Genomic DNA, 22689 nt, shown 5'->3' with positions numbered 1-22689 from the left:
TATTCCGGGGCTCAGCGATTGATGTGCAACTCCACCCGACGGTTTTTCGCCCGTCCTTCTTCCGTTTCGTTATCGGCCACCGGCTGACTTTGGCCCTTGCCCTCGCTGGTGAGCTTGTTCGGCGCCACGCCCTGACTCAACAGGTAGGCCGCCACGCTACTGGCGCGACGTTCCGAGAGTGCCTGGTTATAGGTGTCCGAGCCGACGCTGTCGGTATGACCGATCACCTTGATGCTCACCACATCGGCGCTTTGCAGTTTGGGCAACAGCGAATCCAGCTTGCTCTGCGCGGCTGGGGTCAGGTCGGATTGGTTGAAGGCAAACAGTACGTCGCCCGCGTCGCTCAGGGTGATGACCTCCGATTGCACAGGTTCAGGTTTCACGCTGGCCGGGTACTGCGGCAATGGGCAGCCATGATGTTCGACGGGGGTATTGGCCGGCGTATCTGGGCAGCGATCGCGTCGATCGAAGACACCATCGTCGTCTTCGTCGCCATCCTGGGCGTAACAGATCAAGCCACCGGTCAAGATACCGAGCGCCGCCCCACCGGCCGCCCAACCGCCACTTTCGAGAGCGCCCAGACCGCCACCGACCAGGCCGCCGATAACGCTGCAGATTGGCCAGGTTCGTTGATTGAGGGGGGCGGTGCCATCGCTGTGAGTAGCGCAACCGGTCAACAGGCTGCCCAGCAGCACAACCGGCAAGACGGTCCGTGTGAAAACACTCATGGTGAAAGCTCCTGTGTTACCGGCCAATGCCGGTCACACAGGAGTAAAGACCCGCATCCGCGACTGCACAAGCCGCGGAGTACGAGGGGTTTAGCGGTTGATTTTGATTTCCGTGCGACGGTTCATCGCGCGGCCGTCAGCGGTTTTGTTATCGGCAACCGGCTGGCTTTCACCGGCACCGGTAACAGACACGAATTCGCTGCGGGGTACGCCTTGGGAAATCAGGTATTCAACCACCGAGTGCGCACGACGATCCGACAGTTTCTGGTTATAGGTATCGCTGCCAACACTGTCGGTGTGACCGGTTACAGTCAGTTGGGCGTTAGACGCTTCCCCTTTCAAGCGAGTGGCGATTTTATCGAGTACCAATTTGTCGGCAGGGGTCAGTGTGGCCTTGTCGAACTGGAAGTGAACATCGCGAATGACAATGACTTCTTCTTTAACCACGGCCGCTTCTTCGACCACTGGCGCAGGCACCGGTGGAGGGCAACCATCGGCATCGACGCGCACGCCTCTAGGTGTTCCCGGGCACTTGTCGCGGCTATCCGGCACGCCATCGCCGTCTTCGTCGCCATCACCGTGAACCCAGCAATAGGCCGCAGCCGTGCCGCCGACGAGCAGCGCGCCATACCCCGCCCATGCCGAGCTCTCGGTCGCGCCGAGACCTGCACCCACGACACCACCGACCGCCGCACAGGTCGGCCAGTCGGTTTTCTGCAAACCTGCGCAACCAGTCAACACACTGGTTAGCAGAACCAAGGGTAATGCTGTCCGAACTATGCTCATCTAGTTTTCTCCTGAGGGATCGGCTTAGAACCGATTCAGGTAGTAAAGACCCGAGTTTTAATCTCCGCCAGCAATAGGCCATTGCAGTTTTATCCCGTGTTCACGGCACATCGGCGCTTTTGCGACAAACCAGCTCTAGGCCCGGCCCTTTGAGCAGGCTAGTCTTGGCAGCTCTGATTGAGGATCTTCGATGATTGCAGGTATTTCTTCGCGCACGCCCCAGCAGGCGTTGGCCGCTTTGCTTGATCGTTACGCCCCCGCGCGCCTGTTGCTGATTGGCGCCAGCGAATTCCCTGCGCTTGAGGCCTTCAAGCTGGCGCACCCGGACACTTCTGTGGCCCATGCGGCACCTGGACCGTTGCCTGCTGAACTGGCGGCGCGCCGGTTTGACCTGGCGCTGGTGGTCGATTGCCTCGAACACTTGCCCAAACGCGATGGCCTGAACCTGCTTGGCGGGGTGCGTAACCTCAACGCCAGTCGCATTGCGGTGCTGGCGGACTTGCCGGCCAGCGGCTGGCAGGAAACCGATTTTTTCTCCCTGGCCCTGCAAGCCAGCGAACGCTTCCAGCGCGACGATCAAGTGCTGACCCTGTTCACCTATGATCTGCTTGACTACAAACAAGTCCCCGACTGGCTCAACTCACGGTTCTGGGCCAATCCGGAAAACTTCGGGAAATATTGGTGGTAACGCAATGAGTACATCCATTTGCCCCTGCGGCAGCGGCACCCTGCTGGATGCCTGCTGCGGCCATTACCATGCCGGTCATCCGCCGCCGTGTGCCGAAGCCTTGATGCGTTCGCGCTACAGCGCCTACGTACTGGGGCTGATCGATTATCTGGTGGCGACCACCCTGCCCGCACAACAGGCAGGCCTTGATCGACAGTCCATCAGCGACTGGAGCGCCCAAAGCACCTGGCTGGGCCTTGAAGTCGAAAGCTCCGAGGTCTTCGGCGGTCAGCCGGAACATGCCTTCGTGACCTTTACCGCGCGCTGGCACGACGGCAGCGGTGAACACAGCCACCGCGAACGCTCGTCGTTCGTGCAGAACGCCGGTCACTGGTACTTCATCGACCCCACCGTACAACTCAAGGCCGGGCGCAATGATGCGTGCCCTTGTGCCAGCGGGCAGAAGTTCAAGAAGTGTTGTGCGGGTTATTTCAGCAGTTGAGGTAACCCCGAGAGGCTAGACTGGGCATGAAAGGGAGTCAGTCCATGCTCAGTCAGCGGCGCGTCTTTCAAACCCTCACCCTGCTCCTGTTTCTGGGGCTCGGCGGCTGTGCGTCCTGGTTCGGCGACGATGAACCGGAACCGCAAGTGCATCTGGTCAAGGTCGAAGTGGTCCAGGCCAAACTGATGCAGCAGCGATTCCTGCTGCACTTTCGCGTCGACAACCCCAACGACAGCGATCTGACGGTAAGGGGGATCGAGTACCGCATTCACTTGGGCGACATGCTGCTGACCGAAGGTGAGCACGAACACTGGTTCACCGTCGGTCCCAAACGCAGTGCCTACTTCAAAGTGCCGATCCGCACCAACCTGTGGCCCAAGGTACGGGATCTGGTGAAACTGCTGAAAAAACCCGACCAGCCGATTCCCTATCGTCTGGAAGGTGAACTGGAAACCGGTTTATTCATCGCGCACTACGTGCACCTGGCGCGCAATGGCGTGATAATCCCCGCCGATTTAATTCCGGAGCAAAACCGATGACCCAGCAACCCCATGTCCATGGCCCTGACTGCAACCACGATCATGACCATCACGACCACCATGATCACGACCATGGCCATGTCCACGGCCCGAACTGCGGCCACGCCCACCAGGAACCGGTGCGCAACGCCTTGAAAGACGTTGGCCGCAACGACCCTTGCCCCTGCGGCAACGGCAAGAAATTCAAGAAGTGCCACGGCGCTTGATGCTTCGGGTGGAGATCTTCTTCGCCTGTTGAATCGCTATCGCGAGCAAGCTCGCTCCCACATTGGACCGCTGAGTCCCTGTGGGAGCGAGCCTGCTCGCGAAGACGGACGGTTAGTCACCCTCAATTCAGGATCTGCACGGTGCTCACGACCGTCGCATATTCACCATGCAAATTCCCCAACGACATCGCATGCACTTCCTCAGCTGAATGGGCGTTGCCAAAATAATCGGCCTTGTCGAAGGTAAAACACGCATCCTCCACGACCCACGTTTCAAACCCCAGATTCCCGGCCGTTCGTGCCATGGATTCCACTGAGTTATTGGTCGCTACGCCGACAATGACCAACTGATCGATCCCCGCCTCTCGCAAACTTTTCTCAAGCCCCGTCGCACAAAACGCATCCGGCACCTGCTTTTGAATAAGCTGCTCACCGGTCTGTGGCTGAAACCGTTCTTGAAATTCCACCCCCGATTGCTGCGGCCAGAACACTGAGTCAGGTGAACGGGACAGGTGCTGTACATGAATGACCGGTCGCCCGGTTCGACGCCAATGCCCTAGCAAATCGAGGATTCGCTGCTCGGCCTGAAGATTATTTCGGCGACCGAGTTTGGGATGCAGGATGCCTTTTTGTTGATCGATGATGATCAGCGCCGCGTTTGTTTTGAGCTCCATGCCGGTTTTTCTCATGCGGGGTCATTGAATTTCCCGCACTTCAGCATCACCTCCTCCTACAGGCAAGCTTTCGAACGCAAACAGGACGACCTGATGCCGGCGTTTGCTGTCCGCAAGTAACGACATCTTTTGATTTGGAGTACTCCATGATCGACCTGTATTACTGGACCACCCCCAACGGCCACAAAATCTCGATATTCCTGGAAGAAGCCGGCCTGCCCTACAACGTTCACCCGATCAACATCAGCCAGAACGACCAGTTCAAACCCGAATTCCTGAAAATTTCCCCGAACAACAAAATTCCGGCCATCGTCGATCCCGAACCGGCCGATGGCGGTGAGCCATTGGCACTGTTCGAGTCCGGGGCGATTCTGTTGTACCTGGCAGAGAAAACCGGCAAGTTCCTGCCCAAAGACTTGCGTGGTCGCCAGCAAGCGCTGCAATGGTTGTTCTGGCAGATGGGCGGCCTGGGGCCGATGGCCGGGCAGAATCATCACTTCAGCCAGTTCGCCCCAGAGAAAATCCCCTACGCGATCAAGCGCTACATCGACGAGACCGCCCGCCTCTACGGGGTCCTCGACAAGCAGCTGGCCGATAAAGACTTCGTCGCCGGCAGCGAGTACAGCATTGCCGACATGGCGATCTACCCGTGGATCGTTTCCCACAAATGGCAGAGCCAGAACCTGGAAGACTTCCCCAACGTGCTGCGCTGGTTCAACCACATCCAGAGCCGTCCGGCGACGGTGAAGGCGTATGCCCTCGTGGCCAAGGTCAATCCGCCTAAATCCTGATGGAAGATCAAAAGATCGCAGCCTCGTTTCACTCGACAGCTCCTACACGGTTTTGCATTCCCTGTAGGAGCTGTCGAGTGAAACGAGGCTGCGATCTTTTGCGTTCCACAGACAAATCCTGAAATAACCTGATACCCCGCTTGCGCGGGCACCTCCTGCTCACTAACGTAGCGCCTTTATTGCGCCTCTACCCCCGCAGGAGCTTTGCCATGGCCTCGCCAGCCCTTACACATTTTCTTCCCCGGTTCGGCGTTGCCGCTGCAGTGGCCGGTGTTTTGAGCCTGACCGGTTGTCAGACCTGGAACACCCAGGACACCCTCCCACCGACCACCGGCGTGCAGCCGCTCAAGGGCCTGGCGCAGAACGTTTCGGTACGCCGCAATGCCATGGGCATGCCGTTGATCGAAAGCAACACCTTCCACGACGCGCTGTTCACCCTGGGTTACGTCCACGCCACCGACCGCATCACGCAAATGGTCACCCTGCGCCTGTTGGCTCAGGGCCGTTTGTCGGAGATGTCCGGTTCGGACCTGCTCGACGCTGACCGCTACATGCGCGCCGTCAATTTGAAGAAAAGCGCCGGCGAGCTGTACAAGGCGTCTTCGCCGCGCCTCAAACGCTTCTTCGAAGTCTATGCCCGCGGCGTCAACGCCTACCTGTTCCGCTATCGCGACAAACTGCCGGCGGACCTCGCGGCCACCGGCTACAAGCCTGAATACTGGAAGCCGGAAGATTCGGCGCTGATTTTCTGCCTGCTGAACTTCAGCCAGTCGGCCAACCTGCCGGAAGAGATTGCCTCGCTGATGCTGGCCCAGACCGTCAGCACCGACAAACTCCCGTGGCTGACGCCGTCCGCCCCCGATGAAAAGCTGCCGCTGGCCGAAGCTGAAAAACTTCAGGGCATCAAGCTCAACGGGCAAATCCCGGGCCTGGCCGAGATCAGTAAAGCCACGAGCCAACTGTCCGATCTGAATCTGCTGGGCGCCACCTCGTCGAACAACTGGGCGATCGGCCCGCAACGCAGCCGCAGCGGCAAAAGCCTGCTGGCCAGCGACAGCCATGGCCCCCTGGGCGTGCCGTCGTTGTTCAGTTACGTGCAGATCCGCGCGCCGAAGTACCAGGCTTCTGGTGTGACGATTGCCGGTTTGCCGATGGTGCTCGGCGGTTTCAACGGCAAAGTGGCGTGGAGCATGACCGCGGTAATGGGTGATAACCAGGACCTGTTCCTGGAAAAAATCAAACGCCAGGGCAATGGTCTTTCCTACGAGGTGGGCGGCAAATGGCAGCCGGCGATCGTGCGCAACGAAACCTACTTCGTCAAAGGCCAGCGGCCGATTCGCGAAGTGGTGTACGAAACCCGCCATGGCCCGCTGCTTAACAGTGCCCAAGGCACGACGCTGGCCAACGGTTTTGGCCTGGCCTTGCAGACGCCGAACTTCACCGATGACAAGACCCTGGACGCGTTTTTCGACCTGTCCCGCGCCCAGACCGTCGAGAAAGCCTCGGACGCCAGCCGCGAAATCCGCGCCATCGCGCTGAACCTGGTATTTGCCGACGCCAGCAACATTGGTTGGCAAGTCACCGGTCGCTACCCGAACCGTCGCGAAGGCGAAGGCTTGCTGCCGTCGCCGGGCTGGGAAGGTCGTTACGATTGGGACGGTTACGCCGACCCGATGCTCCATCCCTATGACCAGGATCCGGCCCAAGGCTGGCTCGGCACTGCCAACCAGCGCGTCATTCCCCATGGCTATGGCATGCAATTGTCCAATTCATGGTCGGCGCCGGAGCGCGGCGAACGCCTGGCCGAACTGGCGGGCGTGGGTAAACACGACACACGCAGCCTGATCGCCATGCAATACGATCAGACCACGACCTTCGCTGCCAAGCTGAAGAAGATGTTTGAAGCGCCGGGCATGGCCCAACCGCTCAAGCAGGCCATTGAAGCATTGCCTGTGGCGGATCGTGGCAAGGCTCGCGAGGCGTATACCCGCCTGATGGCCTTCGACGGCAAACTCAGCCCGACCTCCGCTGATGCAGCGATTTACGAGTTGTTCCTCCAGCAAAGCACCCAGCAAATATTCCTCGACGAACTGGGCCCGGAAAGCAGCCCGACGTGGAAAGCCTTTATCGCCAACGGCAAGTTGTCCTACGCCGCCCAGGCCGATCACCTGCTGGGGCGTGAGGACAGTCCCTTCTGGGATGACGCTCGCACGCCGCAGAAAGAAGATAAACCGGCGATCCTCGCCCGCAGCCTGGCAGCCGCGATCAGCGCGGGCGACAGTCAGTTGGGCGGCGATCACAAAGCCTGGCAGTGGGGCAAACTGCACCGCTACGAATGGAAAAACGCCAGTGGCCAGACGGTGCGCGGTCCGCTTGCAGCCGGCGGCGACCACACCACGCTGAATACTGCCGCATTCGCCTGGGGTCAGGATTTCAACACCACCCTGGCGCCAGCCATGCGCTTTATCGTCGACTTCGGCCAGGCCGAACCGCTGATGGGGCAGAACGGTACGGGGCAATCCGGTAATCCGGCGAGTCCGAACTACCTCGACAGCATTGATCCGTGGCTGAAGGGGCAATACATGAGTCTGCCGATGCAGCCGCAGAACTTTGACAAGGTGTATGGGAAAACGCGATTGACTCTTACACCTGGCAAGTAAGGCAAGATCAAAAGATCGCAGCCTCGTTTCACTCGACAGCTCCTACAGGGGATACGCATTTCGTAGGAGCTGTCGAGTGAAACGAGGCTGCGATCTTTTGCTTCTGATCTCTGAAAAAATAAATAGAACTTCTCGTCTCGCGCAAACCTCATAGCTAACAAGTCCCTCTATTTTGGTAACAACATGGATCTTGTTATCGCGCGCCCTGAAGGTTTGTACTGCCCGGCCGGGGATTTCTACATCGACCCGTGGCGACCGGTCGAACGTTCAATCATCACCCACGCTCACGGCGACCATGCCCGCACCGGCAACCGGCATTATCTGGCGGCCGCTCCCGGCGAGGGGATTTTGCGTGCGCGATTGGGCCAGGACATCAACCTGCAAACCCTGCCCTACGGTCACCCCCTGACCCACCATGGCGTCACCTTGAGTTTTCACCCCGCCGGCCATGTCCTCGGCTCGGCACAGGTGCGTCTGGAATACGGCGGCGAAGTCTGGGTCGCCTCGGGCGACTACAAGATAGAGCCTGACGGCACTTGCGCACCGTTCGAACCCGTGCGCTGCGATACCTTCATCACTGAATCGACCTTCGGCCTGCCGATTTATCGCTGGCAGCCCCAGGCGCACGTCTTTGCCGAGATCAATCAGTGGTGGCAAGCCAACGCCGCCGCCAACAAAACCAGCGTTTTATTCTGCTATGCGTTCGGCAAGGCGCAGCGAATTCTCCACGGTATCAATGCCAGCATCGGCCCCATTCTGGTGCATGGCGCCGTTGAACCGCTCAATCAGGTTTATCGCGAAGGTGGTATTTATTTACCGCCAACGATCTATGCCGGTGAGGTAAAAAAGAGCGACCCCATGATGCGCAAGGCGTTGGTCCTGGCCCCGCCTTCGGCTGGCGGCAGCACCTGGATGCGTCGCTTCGGTGACTACAGCGATGGTTTCGCCAGCGGCTGGATGCGTTTGCGTGGCACGCGGCGGCGACGTGGCGTGGATCGTGGTTTCGTACTGTCTGACCACGCCGACTGGCCGGGCCTGCTCTGGGCCATCGAACAGACCGGTGCTGAGCGGGTGATGGTGACCCACGGTTCGGTCGGGGTACTGGTGCGCCATCTGCGCGAACAGGGTCTCGATGCCATGAGTTTCAGCACCGAGTACGGCGACGATGAGGAAGAAAACGCAGCCGTCGAACCCGAGAGCGCCGAGGTGCTGGCATGAAGGCGTTCGCCGAGTTGTACGCCGAGCTCGATGCCACAACATCGAGCAACGCCAAACTGGCGGCGATGCAACACTACTTCGCCGAGGCCGCGCCGGAAGATGCCGCATGGGCTGTTTACTTTTTGTCCGGCGGACGGCCTCGGCAACTGGTGCCGGTGCGCATCCTGCGAGAGTTGGCGGTGGAGATCTCCGGCCTCGCGCCGTGGCTGTTCGAAGAGAGTTATCAGGCGGTCGGCGATCTGGCGGAAACCATTTCGCTGGTGCTGCCCGAAGCGCTTCACAGCTCCAGCGATGGATTGGCCGTCTGGATTGAACACAAACTGCTGCCGCTGCGCGGTGAAACCCCGCAAGTCCTCGCCGAGCGACTGCCTGCCCTGTGGTCGCAACTGGACCGCCAGAGCCTGATGCTCTGCATCAAACTGATCACCGGCAGCTTCCGCGTCGGGGTCTCCAAGTTGCTGGTCACCCGCGCCTTGGCGGCCATGGCCGGGCTCGACAGCAAACGCGTCGCCCAGCGACTGGTGGGTTACACCGACCTGTCCAACCGCCCGAGTGCGCCCGGTTATTTGAAGTTGATCGCCGCCGAGTCGTCTGACGAACATGCCCAACGGGGCGGTCAGCCCTATCCGTTTTTCCTGGCTCACGCGCTATCACAACCCGTTGAACAATTCGAAGCTCTGCTCGGCCCGGCCAGCGATTGGCAAGTGGAATGGAAGTGGGATGGCATCCGCGCCCAGGTGGTCAAACGCGACGGGCGACTGTGGATCTGGTCGCGAGGTGAAGAGCTGGTCACCGAGCGCTTCCCCGAACTCGACAGTCTGGTTCACTGCTTGCCCGAGGGTACGGTGATCGACGGTGAAATCGTCGCTTGGAAAACCGGACAACCCACCACCGAGGATGCCTTCAACCCTCATTCCCCGGTTTCGCCCGCAGTAAAGCCTTTCGCGCTGCTGCAACAGCGGATCGGCCGTAAAACCCTGGACAAAAAAATCCTCGAAGAAGTGCCGGTGGTGATCCTCGCCTACGACCTGCTGGAATGGCAGGGTGAAGACTGGCGCAACCAGCCTCAGGCCAAGCGTCGCACTCAACTGGAGCACGTCGTCAGCCGCTGTAACAACCCGGTGTTACTCGCCTCACCGGTGCTCACCGGCGAAGACTGGTTCGACCTCGCCCGACAACGGCAAGCCTCCCGCAAGCTCGGTGTCGAAGGCATGATGCTCAAGGCCCGGGATGCGTTATATGGCGTCGGGCGGACCAAGGACATGGGCGTCTGGTGGAAATGGAAAGTCGACCCGTTCAGCGTCGACGCGGTGCTGATTTATGCGCAACGCGGCCATGGTCGCCGCGCCAGTCTCTTCAGCGATTACACCTTTGCCGTGTGGGACGGGCCGCCTGACGCGAGCGAACGCGCACTGGTGCCGTTCGCCAAGGCCTATTCAGGGCTGACCGACGAAGAAATGCGCCAGGTCGACAGCATCGTGCGCAAGACCACCGTAGAGACATTCGGGCCGGTGAGCAGCGTCACGCCAAGTCTGGTGTTTGAACTCGGATTTGAGGGTATCGCCCTGTCCAGGCGACACAAGAGCGGGATTGCGGTGCGGTTTCCGAGGATGTTGCGCTGGCGGCAGGATAAGTCGGTCGAAGAAGCTGACAATCTCGCAACTCTGCAGGACTTACTGGGCTAATCAAGTTCCCTGTGGGAGCGAGCCTGCTCGCGATAGCGGTGTATCAGGAAACACTTTACTGCCTGACACTCCGCTATCGCGAGCAGGCTCACTCCCACATGGATCTGCGCCATTCTGGATCAAGTTAGTGCAGCTATTTTCCGACGCCCGTTTTCGTGCACAAATCCCTCCTTGCCATTTCTTGAATCACCTTTTAAAACACTTGTTCGGGACTCTGGTTCGGAAATTGCTACTTTCATAGGGTCTTACGCTTTCCAGTAACAATAATTCTGCGCCACAAGCGCTCATATTGGTTTTTAGGGATTGAATAATGAAAAAAGCATTGCTGACCCTTTCTGCACTGGCGTTGTGCATGGCAGCCGGTTCCGCGCTGGCCAAGGAATACAAGGAATTGCGTTTTGGCGTTGATCCTTCCTACGCTCCGTTTGAGTCAAAAGCGGCTGACGGTAGCCTGGTAGGCTTCGACATCGATCTGGGTAACGCGATCTGCGCCGAGTTGAAGGTCAAGTGCAAGTGGGTCGAAAGCGATTTCGACGGCATGATTCCGGGCCTGAAGGCCAATAAATTCGACGGTGTGATCTCTTCGATGACCGTCACCCCGGCCCGCGAAAAAGTCATCGACTTCTCCAGCGAGCTGTTCTCCGGCCCAACCGCATACGTGTCCAAGAAAGGTTCTGGCGTCACCGCAGACGTCGCTTCGCTCAAGGGCAAAACTGTCGGTTATGAACAAGGCACCATCCAGGAAGCCTATGCCAAAGCCGTTCTGGACAAGGCGGGCGTGAAAACCCAGGCCTATCAGAACCAGGACCAAGTGTATTCCGACCTGACTTCCGGTCGTCTCGACGCCGGCATCCAGGACATGCTGCAAGCCGAACTGGGCTTTTTGAAGTCGCCACAAGGTGCCGATTACGACGTCAGCAAGCCGGTCGACAACGAATTGCTGCCAGCCAAAACGGCTGTCGGTATCTCGAAAGGTAACAAAGACCTCAAGGCACTTTTGGATAAAGGTATCAAAGCGTTACACGACGATGGCACCTACGCCACCATTCAGAAGAAACACTTTGGCGATCTGAATCTGTACAGCGGCAAATAATGCCCGGCGCCCATCTCGCGATGGGCGCTTTTTTTATCCGATCAGGTTGCTGATTTATGTTCGAAAACCTACTACAAAACCTGGGGCTCTCAGCCTTCAGCCTTCAGGGCTTCGGTCCGTTGCTGATGGAAGGCACCTGGATGACCATCAAATTGTCGGTGTTGTCGCTGTTGGTGGCCGTGTTGCTCGGCTTGCTCGGCGCCAGTGCCAAGCTGTCAAAAGTCAAACTGGTACGGATTCCGGCCCAGCTCTACACCACGCTGATTCGTGGTGTGCCGGACCTGGTGCTGATGCTGTTGATCTTCTACAGCCTGCAAACCTGGTTGACGTCGTTTACCGACCTCATGGAATGGGAATACATCGAGATCAACCCGTTCAGCGCCGGGGTCATCACCCTGGGCTTCATATATGGTGCGTATTTCACCGAAACCTTCCGTGGCGCGATTCTCGCGGTCCCACGGGGTCAGGTCGAAGCGGCGACCGCGTATGGCCTCAAGCGCGGCCAGCGTTTCTGGATCGTGGTGTTCCCGCAGATGATGCGTTTTGCCCTGCCGGGTATCGGTAACAACTGGATGGTGATGCTCAAGGCCACCGCACTGGTCTCGATCATCGGCCTCGCCGACCTGGTCAAGGCGGCGCAGGATGCCGGCAAAAGCACTTATCAGCTGTTCTACTTCCTGGTGCTTGCAGCGCTGATTTACCTGCTGATCACCAGCGCCTCCAACTTCGTCCTGCGCTGGCTCGAACGCCGCTACGCCGCCGGCTCCCGGGAGGCCGTACGATGATCGAACTCTTGCAGGAATACTGGAAAGCTTTCCTTTATACCGACGGCTACAACATCACCGGCCTGGCCATGACCATGTGGCTGCTCAGCGCGTCGATCTTCATCGGTTTCCTGGTGTCGATTCCGCTGTCCATCGCTCGGGTCTCGCCGCACTTCTACATCCGCTGGCCGGTGCAGTTCTACACCTATCTGTTTCGCGGGACGCCGTTGTATATCCAGCTGCTGATTTGCTACACCGGCATCTACAGCCTGGCCGCCATCCGCGCACAACCGGTACTGGATGCGTTCTTCCGCGATGCGATGAACTGCACGATCCTGGCCTTCGCCCTGAACACCTGCGCCTACACCACGGAGATTTTCGCCGGGGCGATTCGCAGCATGGCGCATGGTGAAGTCGAAGCGGCCAAGGCTTACGGTCTGACAGGCTGGAAGCTGTATGCCTACGTGATCATGCCTTCGGCCCTGCGTCGTTCGTTGCCTTATTACAGCAACGAAGTGATTTTGATGCTGCACTCGACCACCGTGGCCTTCACCGCGACCATCCCGGACATATTGAAAGTCGCGCGGGACGCCAACTCGGCGACCTTCCTGACCTTCCAGTCGTTCGGCATCGCTGCGCTGATCTACCTGACCGTTACCTTTGCGCTGGTCGGCCTGTTCCGCCTCGCCGAACGCCGATGGCTGGCCTTCCTCGGGCCGACCCACTAGGACCCGCTTTAGGGATAAAGAGACATGCGCCACCAGATTCATGACCTGCTGGCCCCGCTGCCGGGGACCGCTCGACAGATTCACAGCTTTCACTTCGGCCCCTCATCGGCCAAAGGCAAGATTTACATCCAGTCGTCCCTTCACGCCGACGAAATGCCCGGCATGCTGGTTGCCTGGCACCTCAAGCAGCGTCTGGCGGAACTCGAAGCCGCTGGCCGTCTGCGCAGCGAAATCGTGCTGGTGCCGGTGGCCAACCCGGTCGGCCTCGAACAAGTGCTGATGGATGTGCCACTGGGCCGTTACGACCTCGAAAGCGGGCAGAACTTCAACCGCTGGTTCGTTGATTTGAGCGAAGCCGTCGGCAACGAGATCGAAGGCCTGCTTGGCGACGATCCGCAGCACAACCTCGAACTGATTCGCAGCAGCCTGCGCAATGCCCTCGCCCAACAGACGGCCAGCACGCAACTGCAATCCCAGCGCCTGGCTTTGCAACGGCTGGCCTGCGATGCCGACATGGTGCTGGACCTGCATTGCGATTTCGAAGCGGTCGCCCATCTTTACACCACGCCCGAGGCTTGGCCGCAGGTCGAGCCGTTGGCGCGGTACATCGGTGCCGAAGCCAGCCTGCTGGCTACCGATTCCGGCGGTCAGTCGTTCGATGAATGCTTCACCCTGCTCTGGTGGCAGTTGAAGGAGCGCTTCGGCGAACACTTCGATATTCCGCTGGGCAGCTTTTCGGTCACCGTCGAATTACGCGGTCAGGGTGACGTCAATCATCCATTGGCCAGCCTCGATTGCCAGGCGCTGATCGATTACCTGATTCACTTCGGCGCCATTGCCGGCGAACCCGCGCCACTGCCCGAGCTGCCCTACCCGGCCACACCGCTGGCCGGCGTTGAACCGGTGGCGACCCCGGTCGGCGGGCTGCTGGTGTTCACCGCGCTGCCAGGGGAATACCTCGAAGCCGGGCAACTGATCGCTGAAATCATCGACCCGATCTTTGACCGCGTCACCCCCGTTCATTGCACCGTTGCCGGGTTGATGTACGCCCGTTCGCTACGGCGCATGGCCACTGCCGGCATGGTGATCGCCCACATTGCGGGCACCGAAGCCTATCGCAGCGGCTACCTACTTTCGCCTTGAGGATGCATGCCCCATGTACAAACTGACCATTGAAGGCCTGCATAAAAGCTATGGCGAACATGAAGTACTCAAAGGCGTTTCGCTCAAGGCCAACACCGGCGACGTCATCAGCCTGATCGGCGCCAGCGGCTCGGGCAAAAGTACCTTCCTGCGTTGCATCAACTTTCTCGAACAGCCCAACGACGGCGCCATGAGCCTGGACGGCCAGAACATCCGCATGATCAAGGATCGCCACGGCATGCACGTGGCCGATGCCGATGAACTGCAAAAGATCCGCACCCGCCTGGCCATGGTGTTCCAGCACTTCAACCTGTGGAGCCACATGACGGTGCTGGAAAACATCACCATGGCCCCGCGCCGGGTGTTGGGGTGCAGCAAGGAGGAAGCCGAAGACCGTGCCCGGCGCTATCTCGACAAGGTGGGCCTGGCGGCGCGGGTTGCCGATCAGTACCCGGCATTTCTGTCTGGCGGTCAGCAGCAACGGGTGGCGATTGCCCGCGCGTTGGCGATGGAACCGGAAGTCATGCTGTTCGACGAACCGACCTCGGCACTCGATCCGGAACTGGTGGGCGAAGTACTGCGCGTAATTCAGGGCCTGGCCGAAGAAGGCCGGACCATGATCATGGTGACCCACGAAATGAGCTTCGCCCGCAAGGTGTCGAGTCAGGTGTTGTTCCTGCACCAAGGGCTGGTAGAGGAAGAAGGTGCGCCGGACGACGTGCTGGGCAATCCGAAGAGTGAGCGGTTGAAGCAGTTCCTGAGCGGCAACCTGAAATAGCCTCACTTCCCACCTCTACAACGAAATATGGCCAGTCAGCTGAAGTCTTTGAAGACATCAGCTGACTGGCCATTCGTTTTTCGCAGGCGGCGATCAAACAACGGGCGCTGGAGGCGGCTCGTCCGGCAAGGTGGGCTCACCGGGCTCGGTGGGTTGTTCGTTGGGGGTATCGGGATCAGGCTGACCGGGGATGCCCCCCGCCGTGCTGATAGGTGGATGTGCCAACAAGGACCAGGCCAAAACGCCAACCTGATTGGGCTCAAGCCTTGCCAGTTCGGCACTTATTCGCGGATCGATCTTCATAGGGCACTCCTGAGCGATGGCCCGTCCGCATTGCGCGAACCGGGCAGTACACCCAATAGAGTGTCCACCCGCTCAAGAATTCCCACGACTTGCCTGACGAACGGATCAGGTGCGTGGCAGGGTAACGCCGCGCTGGCCCTGATACTTGCCGCCACGGTCCTTATAGGACACTTCGCACTCTTCGTCGGATTCAAGGAACAGCATCTGTGCCACGCCTTCGTTCGCGTAGATTTTCGCCGGCAGATTGGTGGTGTTGGAGAACTCCAGGGTCACATGACCCTCCCACTCAGGCTCAAGCGGCGTGACGTTGACGATAATACCGCAGCGCGCATAGGTGCTTTTACCCAGGCAAATGGTCAATACATTACGCGGAATGCGGAAATATTCGACGGTGCTGGCCAGGGCGAAGGAGTTCGGCGGAATGATGCACACGTCGCTGTGGATGTCGACGAAGCTGCCGGCATCGAAGTTTTTCGGGTCGACGATAGCCGAATTGATGTTGGTGAACACCTTGAAATGATTTGTGCAACGCACATCGTAGCCGTAGCTTGACACCCCGTAGGAGATCACACGGCTATCGTCGCTGCCGCGCACCTGGCGCTCTACGAAGGGCTCGATCATGCCGTGCTCTTGCGCCATGCGGCGAATCCACTTGTCCGATTTGATGCTCATGGCGGGTGTCCTGAATAGCGAGGTGGAAAAAATCTGTCCGGCATCTTACCGGGCGCGCGCTTCGGGTTCAAAGTCCGGGTCACAAATCTTGCCGATCCCCCGTAATTTCCGGGCCTTGCGGGAAAACCGGCGGACCGTCAGTCATGAAAACAGGAAAACCTTCGCAGGAAGCATTGGCACGTTCCGGAAAAAGGGTTAAGGTGGCGCCACTGTGCTGCTTGTGTCACTGAGAATCTCTACACGATATGTTGAATTTCGATCCAACCATCTACAAGAATTTTTCCTGCTCTTTGCACTCAGTCTCGGCCAGGGTTCTTCCTGCGTCGCAGTTATCTTTGTTCAAGGAGTTACACCATGTCTAATCGCCAAACTGGTACCGTTAAGTGGTTCAACGATGAAAAAGGCTTCGGCTTCATCACTCCACAATCCGGTGACGACCTGTTCGTTCACTTCAAAGCTATCCAATCCGACGGCTTCAAAAGCCTGAAAGAAGGCCAACAGGTTTCTTTCATCGCTACCCGCGGTCAGAAAGGCATGCAAGCTGAAGAAGTTCAAGTTATCTAACTTGTACTTGCTTTAGTAAAAAGCCCCGCCCTCAAAAGCGGGGCTTTTTTGTGCCTGTCTGTTTTGCAGGCAAAAAAAATCGCAGCCCATGGCTGCGATTTTTTGCGTCTTACCAGGCCACGCCAAACCCAGCGGTGTACCGGGTCTTGTCCAAATCAGCATCGTCGGTGCCGCTAATGATGTCGCGCTCAGCCTTCAGGTTAAGCGACGCCCACTCGGTCACCTTGTAGCGCAAGCCCATCTCGGCATCGAGCGCGTAATCAGCAACGCCCGACAACGGCTTGCCCACTTCGCCATTGGTGAAGAACTCCACCTTCTTGCCGATCAGGTAGCGGTTGTAGTCCCACTTCATCGCCACGGAATAGAAGTTTTCTTTGCCGCCGTCAGCGAACTCATAGTCCGTGCGGTTGACCAGCGAGCCCAGCGAGAATGCGCCCAGTTCGTTATCCCAGAACTGGTAACCCGGACCGGTACCGACGGTGCGCTGACGAGAGAGCTCTTCGACCTTGTCGCGCTTATAGACCGCGCGCCCTTGCCAGAACCATTTTTCGGTCAGGAATCGGTCGAGCGAGTATTCGCCCCGCCAGTTGTCGGTAGTGACCACGCCATCCTGAAATTCGCGGTTGTACTCACCTTCTGCGGTGTGCCGCCATCTGCCATGACGCGCAGTGGTCTTGAAGTCGATATCGTAATCGTCGGTGTCTTTCTCGGCCCGCTGATAATCCAGCGCCGCGTCGATATTACCCTTCCACACCAAATCCTCGACGACAGGCTTGGGCTTGAGAATCTGCTGAATGCTTGCCAGCTCCACAGTCTTGGGCGTCTCGCCGTTGGCCAGGGTGACCTTGCCATCTTCTGCCGCATGCAGCGCCTTGGCCTTTTCACCGGTGTAGGCATCCTGCTTGACCAGCAACTCCTGATCGCTTTCCAGGGTTTTGACCTGCTTCCAGTCGATCGGGACGGCACCGGCGTATTCGGTCTGGATCAACAGCTTGCCGCCATCGAAAACGGTGATCTTGCCGCTCAGCTTGTCACCGTTCTTCAACCAGACGGTATCGGCGAGCAAGGGCGTGGAAGCGCTGACGACAGCGAGGCACAGCAGGGTTCTGGACAACATAAGCAAATACAGGCTCAAGTTTGCGAAAAAAAGTCGGCATTATCCATACGAATAAGGCCCTAACAAGGACTGACCCGACTATTTCTATTGAGTTCATTTCTCAATAGGCGATCCAAGATTTACTCTACAGACGGTAAGGCGAACTTTTTCAGGAACTGCCGACGTGACCGACTCAACCACTGAAACCGATAGTCCGGCGCAAATCCGACGCACGGCGCTGTACCTGACACTGGCGCAAGTCCCGGAGGGCAAAGTCGTGAGTTACGGTCAACTCGCCGAGCTGGCGGGACTCGGTCGCGCCGCCCGCTTCGTCGGACGGACACTGAGCCAACTGCCGGGTGACAGCAAATTACCCTGGCACCGGGTGCTCGGCGCCGGCGGGCGTATCAGCCTGCCTGCAGGCAGCCCTTCGGGGGATGAACAACGCGCGCGTTTGCGCATGGAAGGCATCAGTATCCTGAACAATCGTGTTGATATTCAGCGCCATGGCTGGCGCCCGGTAGAGCACAGCGGTTAGAGTGCGCGCTTTGTTTCCGTATTTCTTGAGGCAGACTCCAGCCCATGCCCCGTAAAACCTGGCGCGCCGCGCTCGCCGCCTATGCCAGCCCCTCGACGCTTGTACTGTTGCTGCTTGGTTTCGCCGCCGGCCTGCCCTACATGCTGGTGTTTTCGACACTTTCGGTCTGGCTGCGCGAAGCCGGCGTTGCTCGCGAAACCATCGGCTATGCAAGCCTGATCGGCCTGGCCTACGCCTTTAAATGGGTCTGGTCACCGCTGCTCGACCAATGGCGCCTGCCTTTTCTCGGCAAGCTCGGTCGCCGACGTTCCTGGCTGGTGCTTTCCCAGGCACTGGTCATTCTCGGCCTGATCGGGATGGGTTTCTGCGACCCGCAAAAGCATTTGTCCTGGCTGATCGCCATTGCGGTGGTCGTTGCTTTCGCCTCGGCGACGCAAGACATCGCGGTCGACGCCTATCGCCTGGAAATCGCTGAAGACAGCCGTCAGGCCGCGCTCGCCGCCAGTTACATGTCTGGTTATCGGATCGCCGCGCTGCTGGCCACCGCCGGCGCCCTGTTCTTTGCTGAAGGCTTCGGTTCAACCGGTTTCAACTACAAGCATTCGGCATGGGCCGGCACCTACATCCTGTTCGGCGCCTTGATGGTTCCGGCACTGCTGACCTCCTTTTTCATGCGCGAACCGCCGGTGCCGCTGCGCACGCAGCTTCAGGCCGGGCGCTACAGCTTTGTGCATCAACTGGCCTCAGTGTTTGTGCTGATCGTGCTGCTGGTTTCCGTGCCGGCCATGTTCACCCAGCTGTACAACACCGATTTCGCCAGCGTGCTTTTCCAAGGCGTGAGCGTGCTCGACCTGCTGCTCGAAGACCGCGCGTTCCTGCGGGCGATCCTCTACACCACGCTCACCGCCCTGTGCCTGTCAGCCATTGGCCGCCGCGGCCTGGCGCCGGTGCTAACGCCGATCAACGACTTCATTCTGCGTTACCGCTGGCAAGCGTTCCTGCTGCTTGGGCTGATCGCCACCTATCGGATGTCCGATACGGTCATGGGCGTGATGGCCAACGTGTTCTACATCGACCAGGGCTTCACCAAGGATCAGATTGCCAGCGTCAGCAAGATCTTTGGCCTGATCATGACCCTGGTCGGCGCCGGCATGGGCGGCCTGCTGATCGTGCGCTTCGGCATCTTGCCGATTCTACTCATCGGCGGCATTGCATCAGCCGGCACCAACCTGCTGTTCCTGATGCTCGCCGACATGGGCGCCAACCTGAACATGCTGATCCTCACCATTTCCCTGGATAACTTCAGTTCGGGCCTGGCGACCTCGGCGTTTGTCGCCTACCTGTCGAGCCTGACCAACTTGAAGTTCTCCGCGACCCAGTACGCCCTGCTCAGCTCGATCATGCTCTTGCTGCCACGCCTGATCGGTGGCTACTCGGGGGTCATGGTGGAGAAATTCGGTTACCACAACTTCTTCCTCATCACCGCCCTGCTCGGCGTACCGACCCTGCTGTTGATCGCGCTGCACTGGTTCCAGGAGAGCCGTCGCGAAGGTCCGACGCCAACGCCGACACCAGAACCGGTTCCGACCCAGGTCGCAGAAGAATCGTAGGTTCTGTAGCAGGACGCAGCGCAGAGGGCGCGGGGATTCCCGCCCTCCCGCCACACCCCGCCGACCGCACGCCTGTACGCCAGCAGATCTCGCCCGTACAATGCTCCGTCATTTCTCGTCATCAGCAACCGACAACGGCCAACCATGCGCACCAGTCAATTTTTGCTCGCCACACAGAAAGAAACGCCTTCCGACGCGGTCGTGATCAGCCATCAGCTGATGCTGCGCGCCGGCATGATCCGCAAACTCGCCTCGGGCCTGTACACCTGGCTGCCGATGGGCTTGCGAGTGATGCGCAAGGTCGAAGCCGTCGTTCGTGAAGAAATGAACGCCGCGGGCTCTCTCGAAGTGTTGATGCCGAGCACCCAACCGGCTGAGCTGTGGCAGGAATCCGGTCGCTGGGAAGAATACGGCCCTGAATTGTTGCGCTTCAAGGATCGCCACGGTCGCGATTTCTGCGCCGGCCCGACCCACGAAGAAGTCATCACTGACCTGATGCGCAACGAGTTGAGCAGCTACAAACAGCTGCCGATCAACCTGTACCAGATCCAGACCAAATTCCGTGACGAAATCCGTCCACGCTTCGGTTTGATGCGCGGTCGCGAATTCATCATGAAGGACGCCTACTCCTTCCACGCTGACCAGGCATCGCTGCAGGTCACCTATGACCGCATGCACCAGGCTTATTGCAACGTGTTCACCCGTCTGGGCCTGAAATTCCGTCCGGTTGAAGCCGACAACGGCTCGATCGGTGGTGCCGGCTCCCACGAGTTCCACGTGCTGGCCGAATCCGGCGAAGACGATATCGCCTTCAGCAACGGTTCCGACTACGCAGCGAACATCGAGAAAGCCGAAGCCGTGCCACGCGAGACCTCCCGCGCCGCACCTGCCGAAGAGCTGCGTCTGGTCGACACGCCGAACGCCAAGACCATTGCGCAACTGGTCGAAGGCTTCAACCTGCCGATTGAAAAGACCATCAAGACCCTCGTGGTTCACGCTGAAGAGAAAGGCAAGCTGATTGCCCTGATCATCCGTGGCGACCACGAACTGAACGAAATCAAGGCCGGCAACCAGCCTGGCGTTGCCAGCCCGCTGGTCATGGCCTCCGAAGCCGAACTGCGCGACGCCATTGGCGCCGGCGCTGGCTCCCTCGGCCCGTTGAACCTGCCACTGCCAATCATCATCGACCGTTCCGTCGAGCTGATGAGCGACTTCGGCATCGGTGCCAACATCGATGACAAACACTATTTCGGCGTGAACTGGGAGCGTGATCTGCCGGTTCCGACCGTTGCCGACCTGCGTAACGTGGTCGCCGGCGACCCGAGCCCGGATGGCAAGGGCACCCTGGAAATCAAGCGCGGCATCGAAGTCGGGCACATCTTCCAGCTGGGCAACAAGTACAGCAAAGCGATGAAGTGCGAAGTGCTGGGCGAGAATGGCAAGCCAGTCACCCTGGAAATGGGTTGCTACGGCATCGGCGTTTCCCGCGTGGTGGCTGCGGCCATCGAGCAGAACAACGACGCCAACGGGATCATCTGGAGTGACACGCTGGCCCCGTTCCAGATCGCTCTGGTACCGCTGCGCTACGAAACCGAACAGGTTCGCGAAGCCACCGACAAGCTGTATGCAGAATTGACTGCCGCCGGCTTCGAAGTACTGCTGGACGACCGCGACAAGAAAACCAGCCCGGGCATCAAGTTCGCGGACATGGAGCTGATCGGCATTCCTCACCGGATCGTGGTCAGTGACCGCGGCCTCGCCGATGGCAATCTTGAATACAAGAGCCGCACCGAGCCCGAAGCGCAAGCGCTACCGGTCGCAGACGTGCTGTCCTTCCTTCAGTCCCGTATCCGCCGCTGACACCAGATAGAGAAGTCATGTTCAAGCGAAACACCTTAGGCCTCGGTGGTGCCGCCCTGTGCGGCACCCTGCTGGTCAGCGGCTGTGCCAATCACATGTCACAACGCAGCGAGCACGAGGAACGTGTCGAGCGTAAATTGCTCGATCACAGCCTGCAGATTGATGTCGGCGAGCCGAAGGTGCTTGAGCTGCCGCAACGTCGGGTGAAGATCCACGAGCAGAAGACGTTCGAAGTCACCGAATTCGAAGTCACGCGCCACTACGACCGTTACACGCCTTACCAACCCTGGCGGGAGGTTTACGAGATTCCGCTGGGTGCGGTGGCCGTAGTGGCCGGCGTCGGTGCGAACGTGGTCAACGTGTTCGCTCTTGGTAATCTGCCGGACAGCGTGACCAAGGATTGGCTGAGCTATGGTTTCGCCGGGCTCAACCCGTTCATGAACACGCAATCTCATGGTCGCGCGCAGCAGAACCTGGCGGGAATCGACGAGGTTCAGCTCGACAAGCGTACCGAGTACTCGAGCCTGCCATGGAGCGAGCGCCCGGTTGAGGTCAAGGCCGGCAAGGAAACGTTCGAGCTAAGCACCGACAAAAACGGTGTATTGCGCGTGAACCTGCTGGACAGCCCGTTCGCCGAACATGACATCAATCATTTGAGCCGGCTGCTGATCAGTGTCCAGGACGCTCAGGACAATGTGCACACCGATTCGTCCCTGGCGGTCAGTAGCTCCTTGCGTGGCAAGCTGCTCGAAGCTCACGGGCTGATTTACGACGACCTCGAAGACGACGAAGTGAGCCAGTGGGTACACCGGGTCAAACGCTTGTCGGAACTGGGTCTGGAAGAAGAAGCCACCGAGCTGGAACAAAGCCTGATCGAACTGACGCGCAACGATCCCGAGTTGCAGACCGAATTCCTCAAGTCGCTGACCAAGAATGCCGGGCGACTGGTCGCGGATCCAGGACCGAATTAAGGCCAAAAGCTTCGCGAGCAAGCCCGCTCCCACAGTTGACCGCATTCGTCTGATCAACTCGGTCAACTGTGGGAGCGGGCTTGCTCGCGAAGGCGGCCTGACATTCACTTCAA

Annotated in this window: 24 protein-coding genes; 18 read left to right on the top strand and 6 right to left on the bottom strand. The window is 59.1% G+C overall.

Translation table 11 applies throughout. From position 1 onward, the window contains the following. Positions 1-11: 11 nt before the first annotated feature. Both ASC74_RS03635 and ASC74_RS03630 read right to left on the bottom strand, forming a co-directional pair. Positions 12-728, bottom strand: a complete 717-nt coding sequence (locus tag ASC74_RS03635) for an OmpA family protein (RefSeq protein WP_056739273.1) — start codon at positions 726-728, stop codon at positions 12-14. A 90-nt stretch (positions 729-818) separates the two neighbouring features. Next, entirely contained in the window at positions 819-1514 is a 696-nt protein-coding gene (locus ASC74_RS03630; protein ID WP_056739271.1) for an OmpA family protein, read from the bottom strand. Positions 1515-1704: 190 nt separating this feature from the next. Here ASC74_RS03630 and ASC74_RS03625 point away from each other — a divergent pair, with 190 nt between their 5' ends. The 4 genes from ASC74_RS03625 to ASC74_RS03610 are packed head-to-tail and all read left to right on the top strand — an operon-like array spanning position 1705 to position 3428. Continuing rightward, positions 1705-2202, top strand: a complete 498-nt coding sequence (locus tag ASC74_RS03625; RefSeq protein WP_056739269.1) for a DUF6231 family protein — start codon at positions 1705-1707, stop codon at positions 2200-2202. 4 nt (positions 2203-2206) lie between these two features. Next, on the top strand, positions 2207-2683 hold the full coding sequence (locus tag ASC74_RS03620; RefSeq protein WP_056739267.1) for a YchJ family protein: 477 nt from the start codon (positions 2207-2209) through the stop codon (positions 2681-2683). Positions 2684-2727: 44 nt separating this feature from the next. After that, positions 2728-3222, top strand: a complete 495-nt coding sequence (locus ASC74_RS03615; protein WP_056739265.1) for an LEA type 2 family protein — start codon at positions 2728-2730, stop codon at positions 3220-3222. Next, entirely contained in the window at positions 3219-3428 is a 210-nt protein-coding gene (locus ASC74_RS03610) for an SEC-C metal-binding domain-containing protein (RefSeq protein ID WP_007906737.1), read from the top strand. The genes ASC74_RS03615 and ASC74_RS03610 overlap by 4 nt, the downstream gene beginning before the upstream one ends. Before the next feature lie 122 nt (positions 3429-3550). On the opposite strand, the gene ASC74_RS03605 is transcribed toward ASC74_RS03610, so the two are convergent. Further along, positions 3551-4102: a cysteine hydrolase family protein gene (locus tag ASC74_RS03605; RefSeq protein ID WP_056739264.1), complete on the bottom strand. Its 552-nt coding sequence runs from the start codon at positions 4100-4102 to the stop codon at positions 3551-3553. A gap of 146 nt (positions 4103-4248) precedes the next feature. Here ASC74_RS03605 and ASC74_RS03600 point away from each other — a divergent pair, with 146 nt between their 5' ends. The 9 genes from ASC74_RS03600 to ASC74_RS03560 all read left to right on the top strand — a co-directional run bounded on the left by ASC74_RS03600 (position 4249) and on the right by ASC74_RS03560 (position 14962). Continuing rightward, the gene (locus ASC74_RS03600; protein WP_046046250.1) at positions 4249-4893 is read left to right on the top strand and encodes a glutathione S-transferase N-terminal domain-containing protein; all 645 of its coding nucleotides are present in this window, start codon (positions 4249-4251) and stop codon (positions 4891-4893) included. 209 nt (positions 4894-5102) lie between these two features. Further along, positions 5103-7553, top strand: a complete 2451-nt coding sequence (locus ASC74_RS03595; RefSeq protein ID WP_056739262.1) for a penicillin acylase family protein — start codon at positions 5103-5105, stop codon at positions 7551-7553. Positions 7554-7736: 183 nt separating this feature from the next. Continuing rightward, complete coding sequence (locus tag ASC74_RS03590; RefSeq protein ID WP_056739260.1) at positions 7737-8771, top strand: ligase-associated DNA damage response exonuclease; 1035 nt, start codon at positions 7737-7739, stop codon at positions 8769-8771. Next, complete coding sequence (locus tag ASC74_RS03585; protein ID WP_056739258.1) at positions 8768-10456, top strand: ATP-dependent DNA ligase; 1689 nt, start codon at positions 8768-8770, stop codon at positions 10454-10456. Before ASC74_RS03590 ends, ASC74_RS03585 begins: the two co-directional genes overlap by 4 nt. A gap of 310 nt (positions 10457-10766) precedes the next feature. Further along, a complete protein-coding gene (locus tag ASC74_RS03580; RefSeq protein ID WP_056739256.1) occupies positions 10767-11549 on the top strand; it encodes a transporter substrate-binding domain-containing protein in 783 nt (260 codons plus the stop codon). 56 nt (positions 11550-11605) lie between these two features. Next, positions 11606-12334, top strand: a complete 729-nt coding sequence (locus ASC74_RS03575) for an ABC transporter permease (protein ID WP_056739254.1) — start codon at positions 11606-11608, stop codon at positions 12332-12334. Next, entirely contained in the window at positions 12331-13041 is a 711-nt protein-coding gene (locus ASC74_RS03570; protein ID WP_056739252.1) for an ABC transporter permease, read from the top strand. The genes ASC74_RS03575 and ASC74_RS03570 overlap by 4 nt, the downstream gene beginning before the upstream one ends. Before the next feature lie 24 nt (positions 13042-13065). Then, on the top strand, positions 13066-14184 hold the full coding sequence (locus ASC74_RS03565; protein WP_056739249.1) for a succinylglutamate desuccinylase/aspartoacylase family protein: 1119 nt from the start codon (positions 13066-13068) through the stop codon (positions 14182-14184). A 13-nt stretch (positions 14185-14197) separates the two neighbouring features. Continuing rightward, positions 14198-14962 (top strand): ABC transporter ATP-binding protein, encoded by a 765-nt coding sequence (locus ASC74_RS03560; RefSeq protein WP_056739247.1) that lies wholly within the window; start codon positions 14198-14200, stop codon positions 14960-14962. A 93-nt stretch (positions 14963-15055) separates the two neighbouring features. On the opposite strand, the gene ASC74_RS03555 is transcribed toward ASC74_RS03560, so the two are convergent. Together ASC74_RS03555 and dcd are read right to left on the bottom strand one after the other, a co-directional pair. Further along, positions 15056-15265: a hypothetical protein gene (locus ASC74_RS03555; protein ID WP_046046259.1), complete on the bottom strand. Its 210-nt coding sequence runs from the start codon at positions 15263-15265 to the stop codon at positions 15056-15058. 105 nt (positions 15266-15370) lie between these two features. Further along, entirely contained in the window at positions 15371-15937 is a 567-nt protein-coding gene (dcd, locus tag ASC74_RS03550; RefSeq protein WP_007904652.1) for a dCTP deaminase, read from the bottom strand. Positions 15938-16291: 354 nt separating this feature from the next. On the opposite strand from dcd, the gene ASC74_RS03545 reads away from it, so the two are divergent. Further along, entirely contained in the window at positions 16292-16501 is a 210-nt protein-coding gene (locus tag ASC74_RS03545) for a cold-shock protein (RefSeq protein WP_002554837.1), read from the top strand. Positions 16502-16610: 109 nt separating this feature from the next. Here the strand turns inward: ASC74_RS03545 and ASC74_RS03540 are convergent, their stop codons facing one another. Beyond that, positions 16611-17618, bottom strand: a complete 1008-nt coding sequence (locus tag ASC74_RS03540; protein WP_056739245.1) for a DUF481 domain-containing protein — start codon at positions 17616-17618, stop codon at positions 16611-16613. 163 nt (positions 17619-17781) lie between these two features. Between ASC74_RS03540 and ASC74_RS03535 the strand changes: the two genes are divergently transcribed. The 4 genes from ASC74_RS03535 (at position 17782) to ASC74_RS03520 (ending at position 22576) form a co-directional block, all read left to right on the top strand. Then, the gene (locus ASC74_RS03535; RefSeq protein WP_008153938.1) at positions 17782-18135 is read left to right on the top strand and encodes an MGMT family protein; all 354 of its coding nucleotides are present in this window, start codon (positions 17782-17784) and stop codon (positions 18133-18135) included. Positions 18136-18179: 44 nt separating this feature from the next. Next, a complete protein-coding gene (locus tag ASC74_RS03530; RefSeq protein WP_046046261.1) occupies positions 18180-19745 on the top strand; it encodes an AmpG family muropeptide MFS transporter in 1566 nt (521 codons plus the stop codon). A 144-nt stretch (positions 19746-19889) separates the two neighbouring features. Next, positions 19890-21605, top strand: coding sequence for a proline--tRNA ligase (locus tag ASC74_RS03525; RefSeq protein ID WP_056739243.1), 1716 nt, complete (start codon positions 19890-19892; stop codon positions 21603-21605). A gap of 17 nt (positions 21606-21622) precedes the next feature. After that, a complete protein-coding gene (locus ASC74_RS03520) occupies positions 21623-22576 on the top strand; it encodes a hypothetical protein (protein WP_056739241.1) in 954 nt (317 codons plus the stop codon). The last annotated feature ends 113 nt before the right edge of the window (positions 22577-22689 follow it).

Origin of the sequence: Pseudomonas sp. Root329, assembly GCF_001424925.1 — a bacterium.
In the GTDB taxonomy this organism is placed as follows: Bacteria; Pseudomonadota; Gammaproteobacteria; order Pseudomonadales; family Pseudomonadaceae; genus Aquipseudomonas; species Aquipseudomonas arabinosi.
This window is presented reverse-complemented; position numbering and strand designations above follow the sequence as displayed.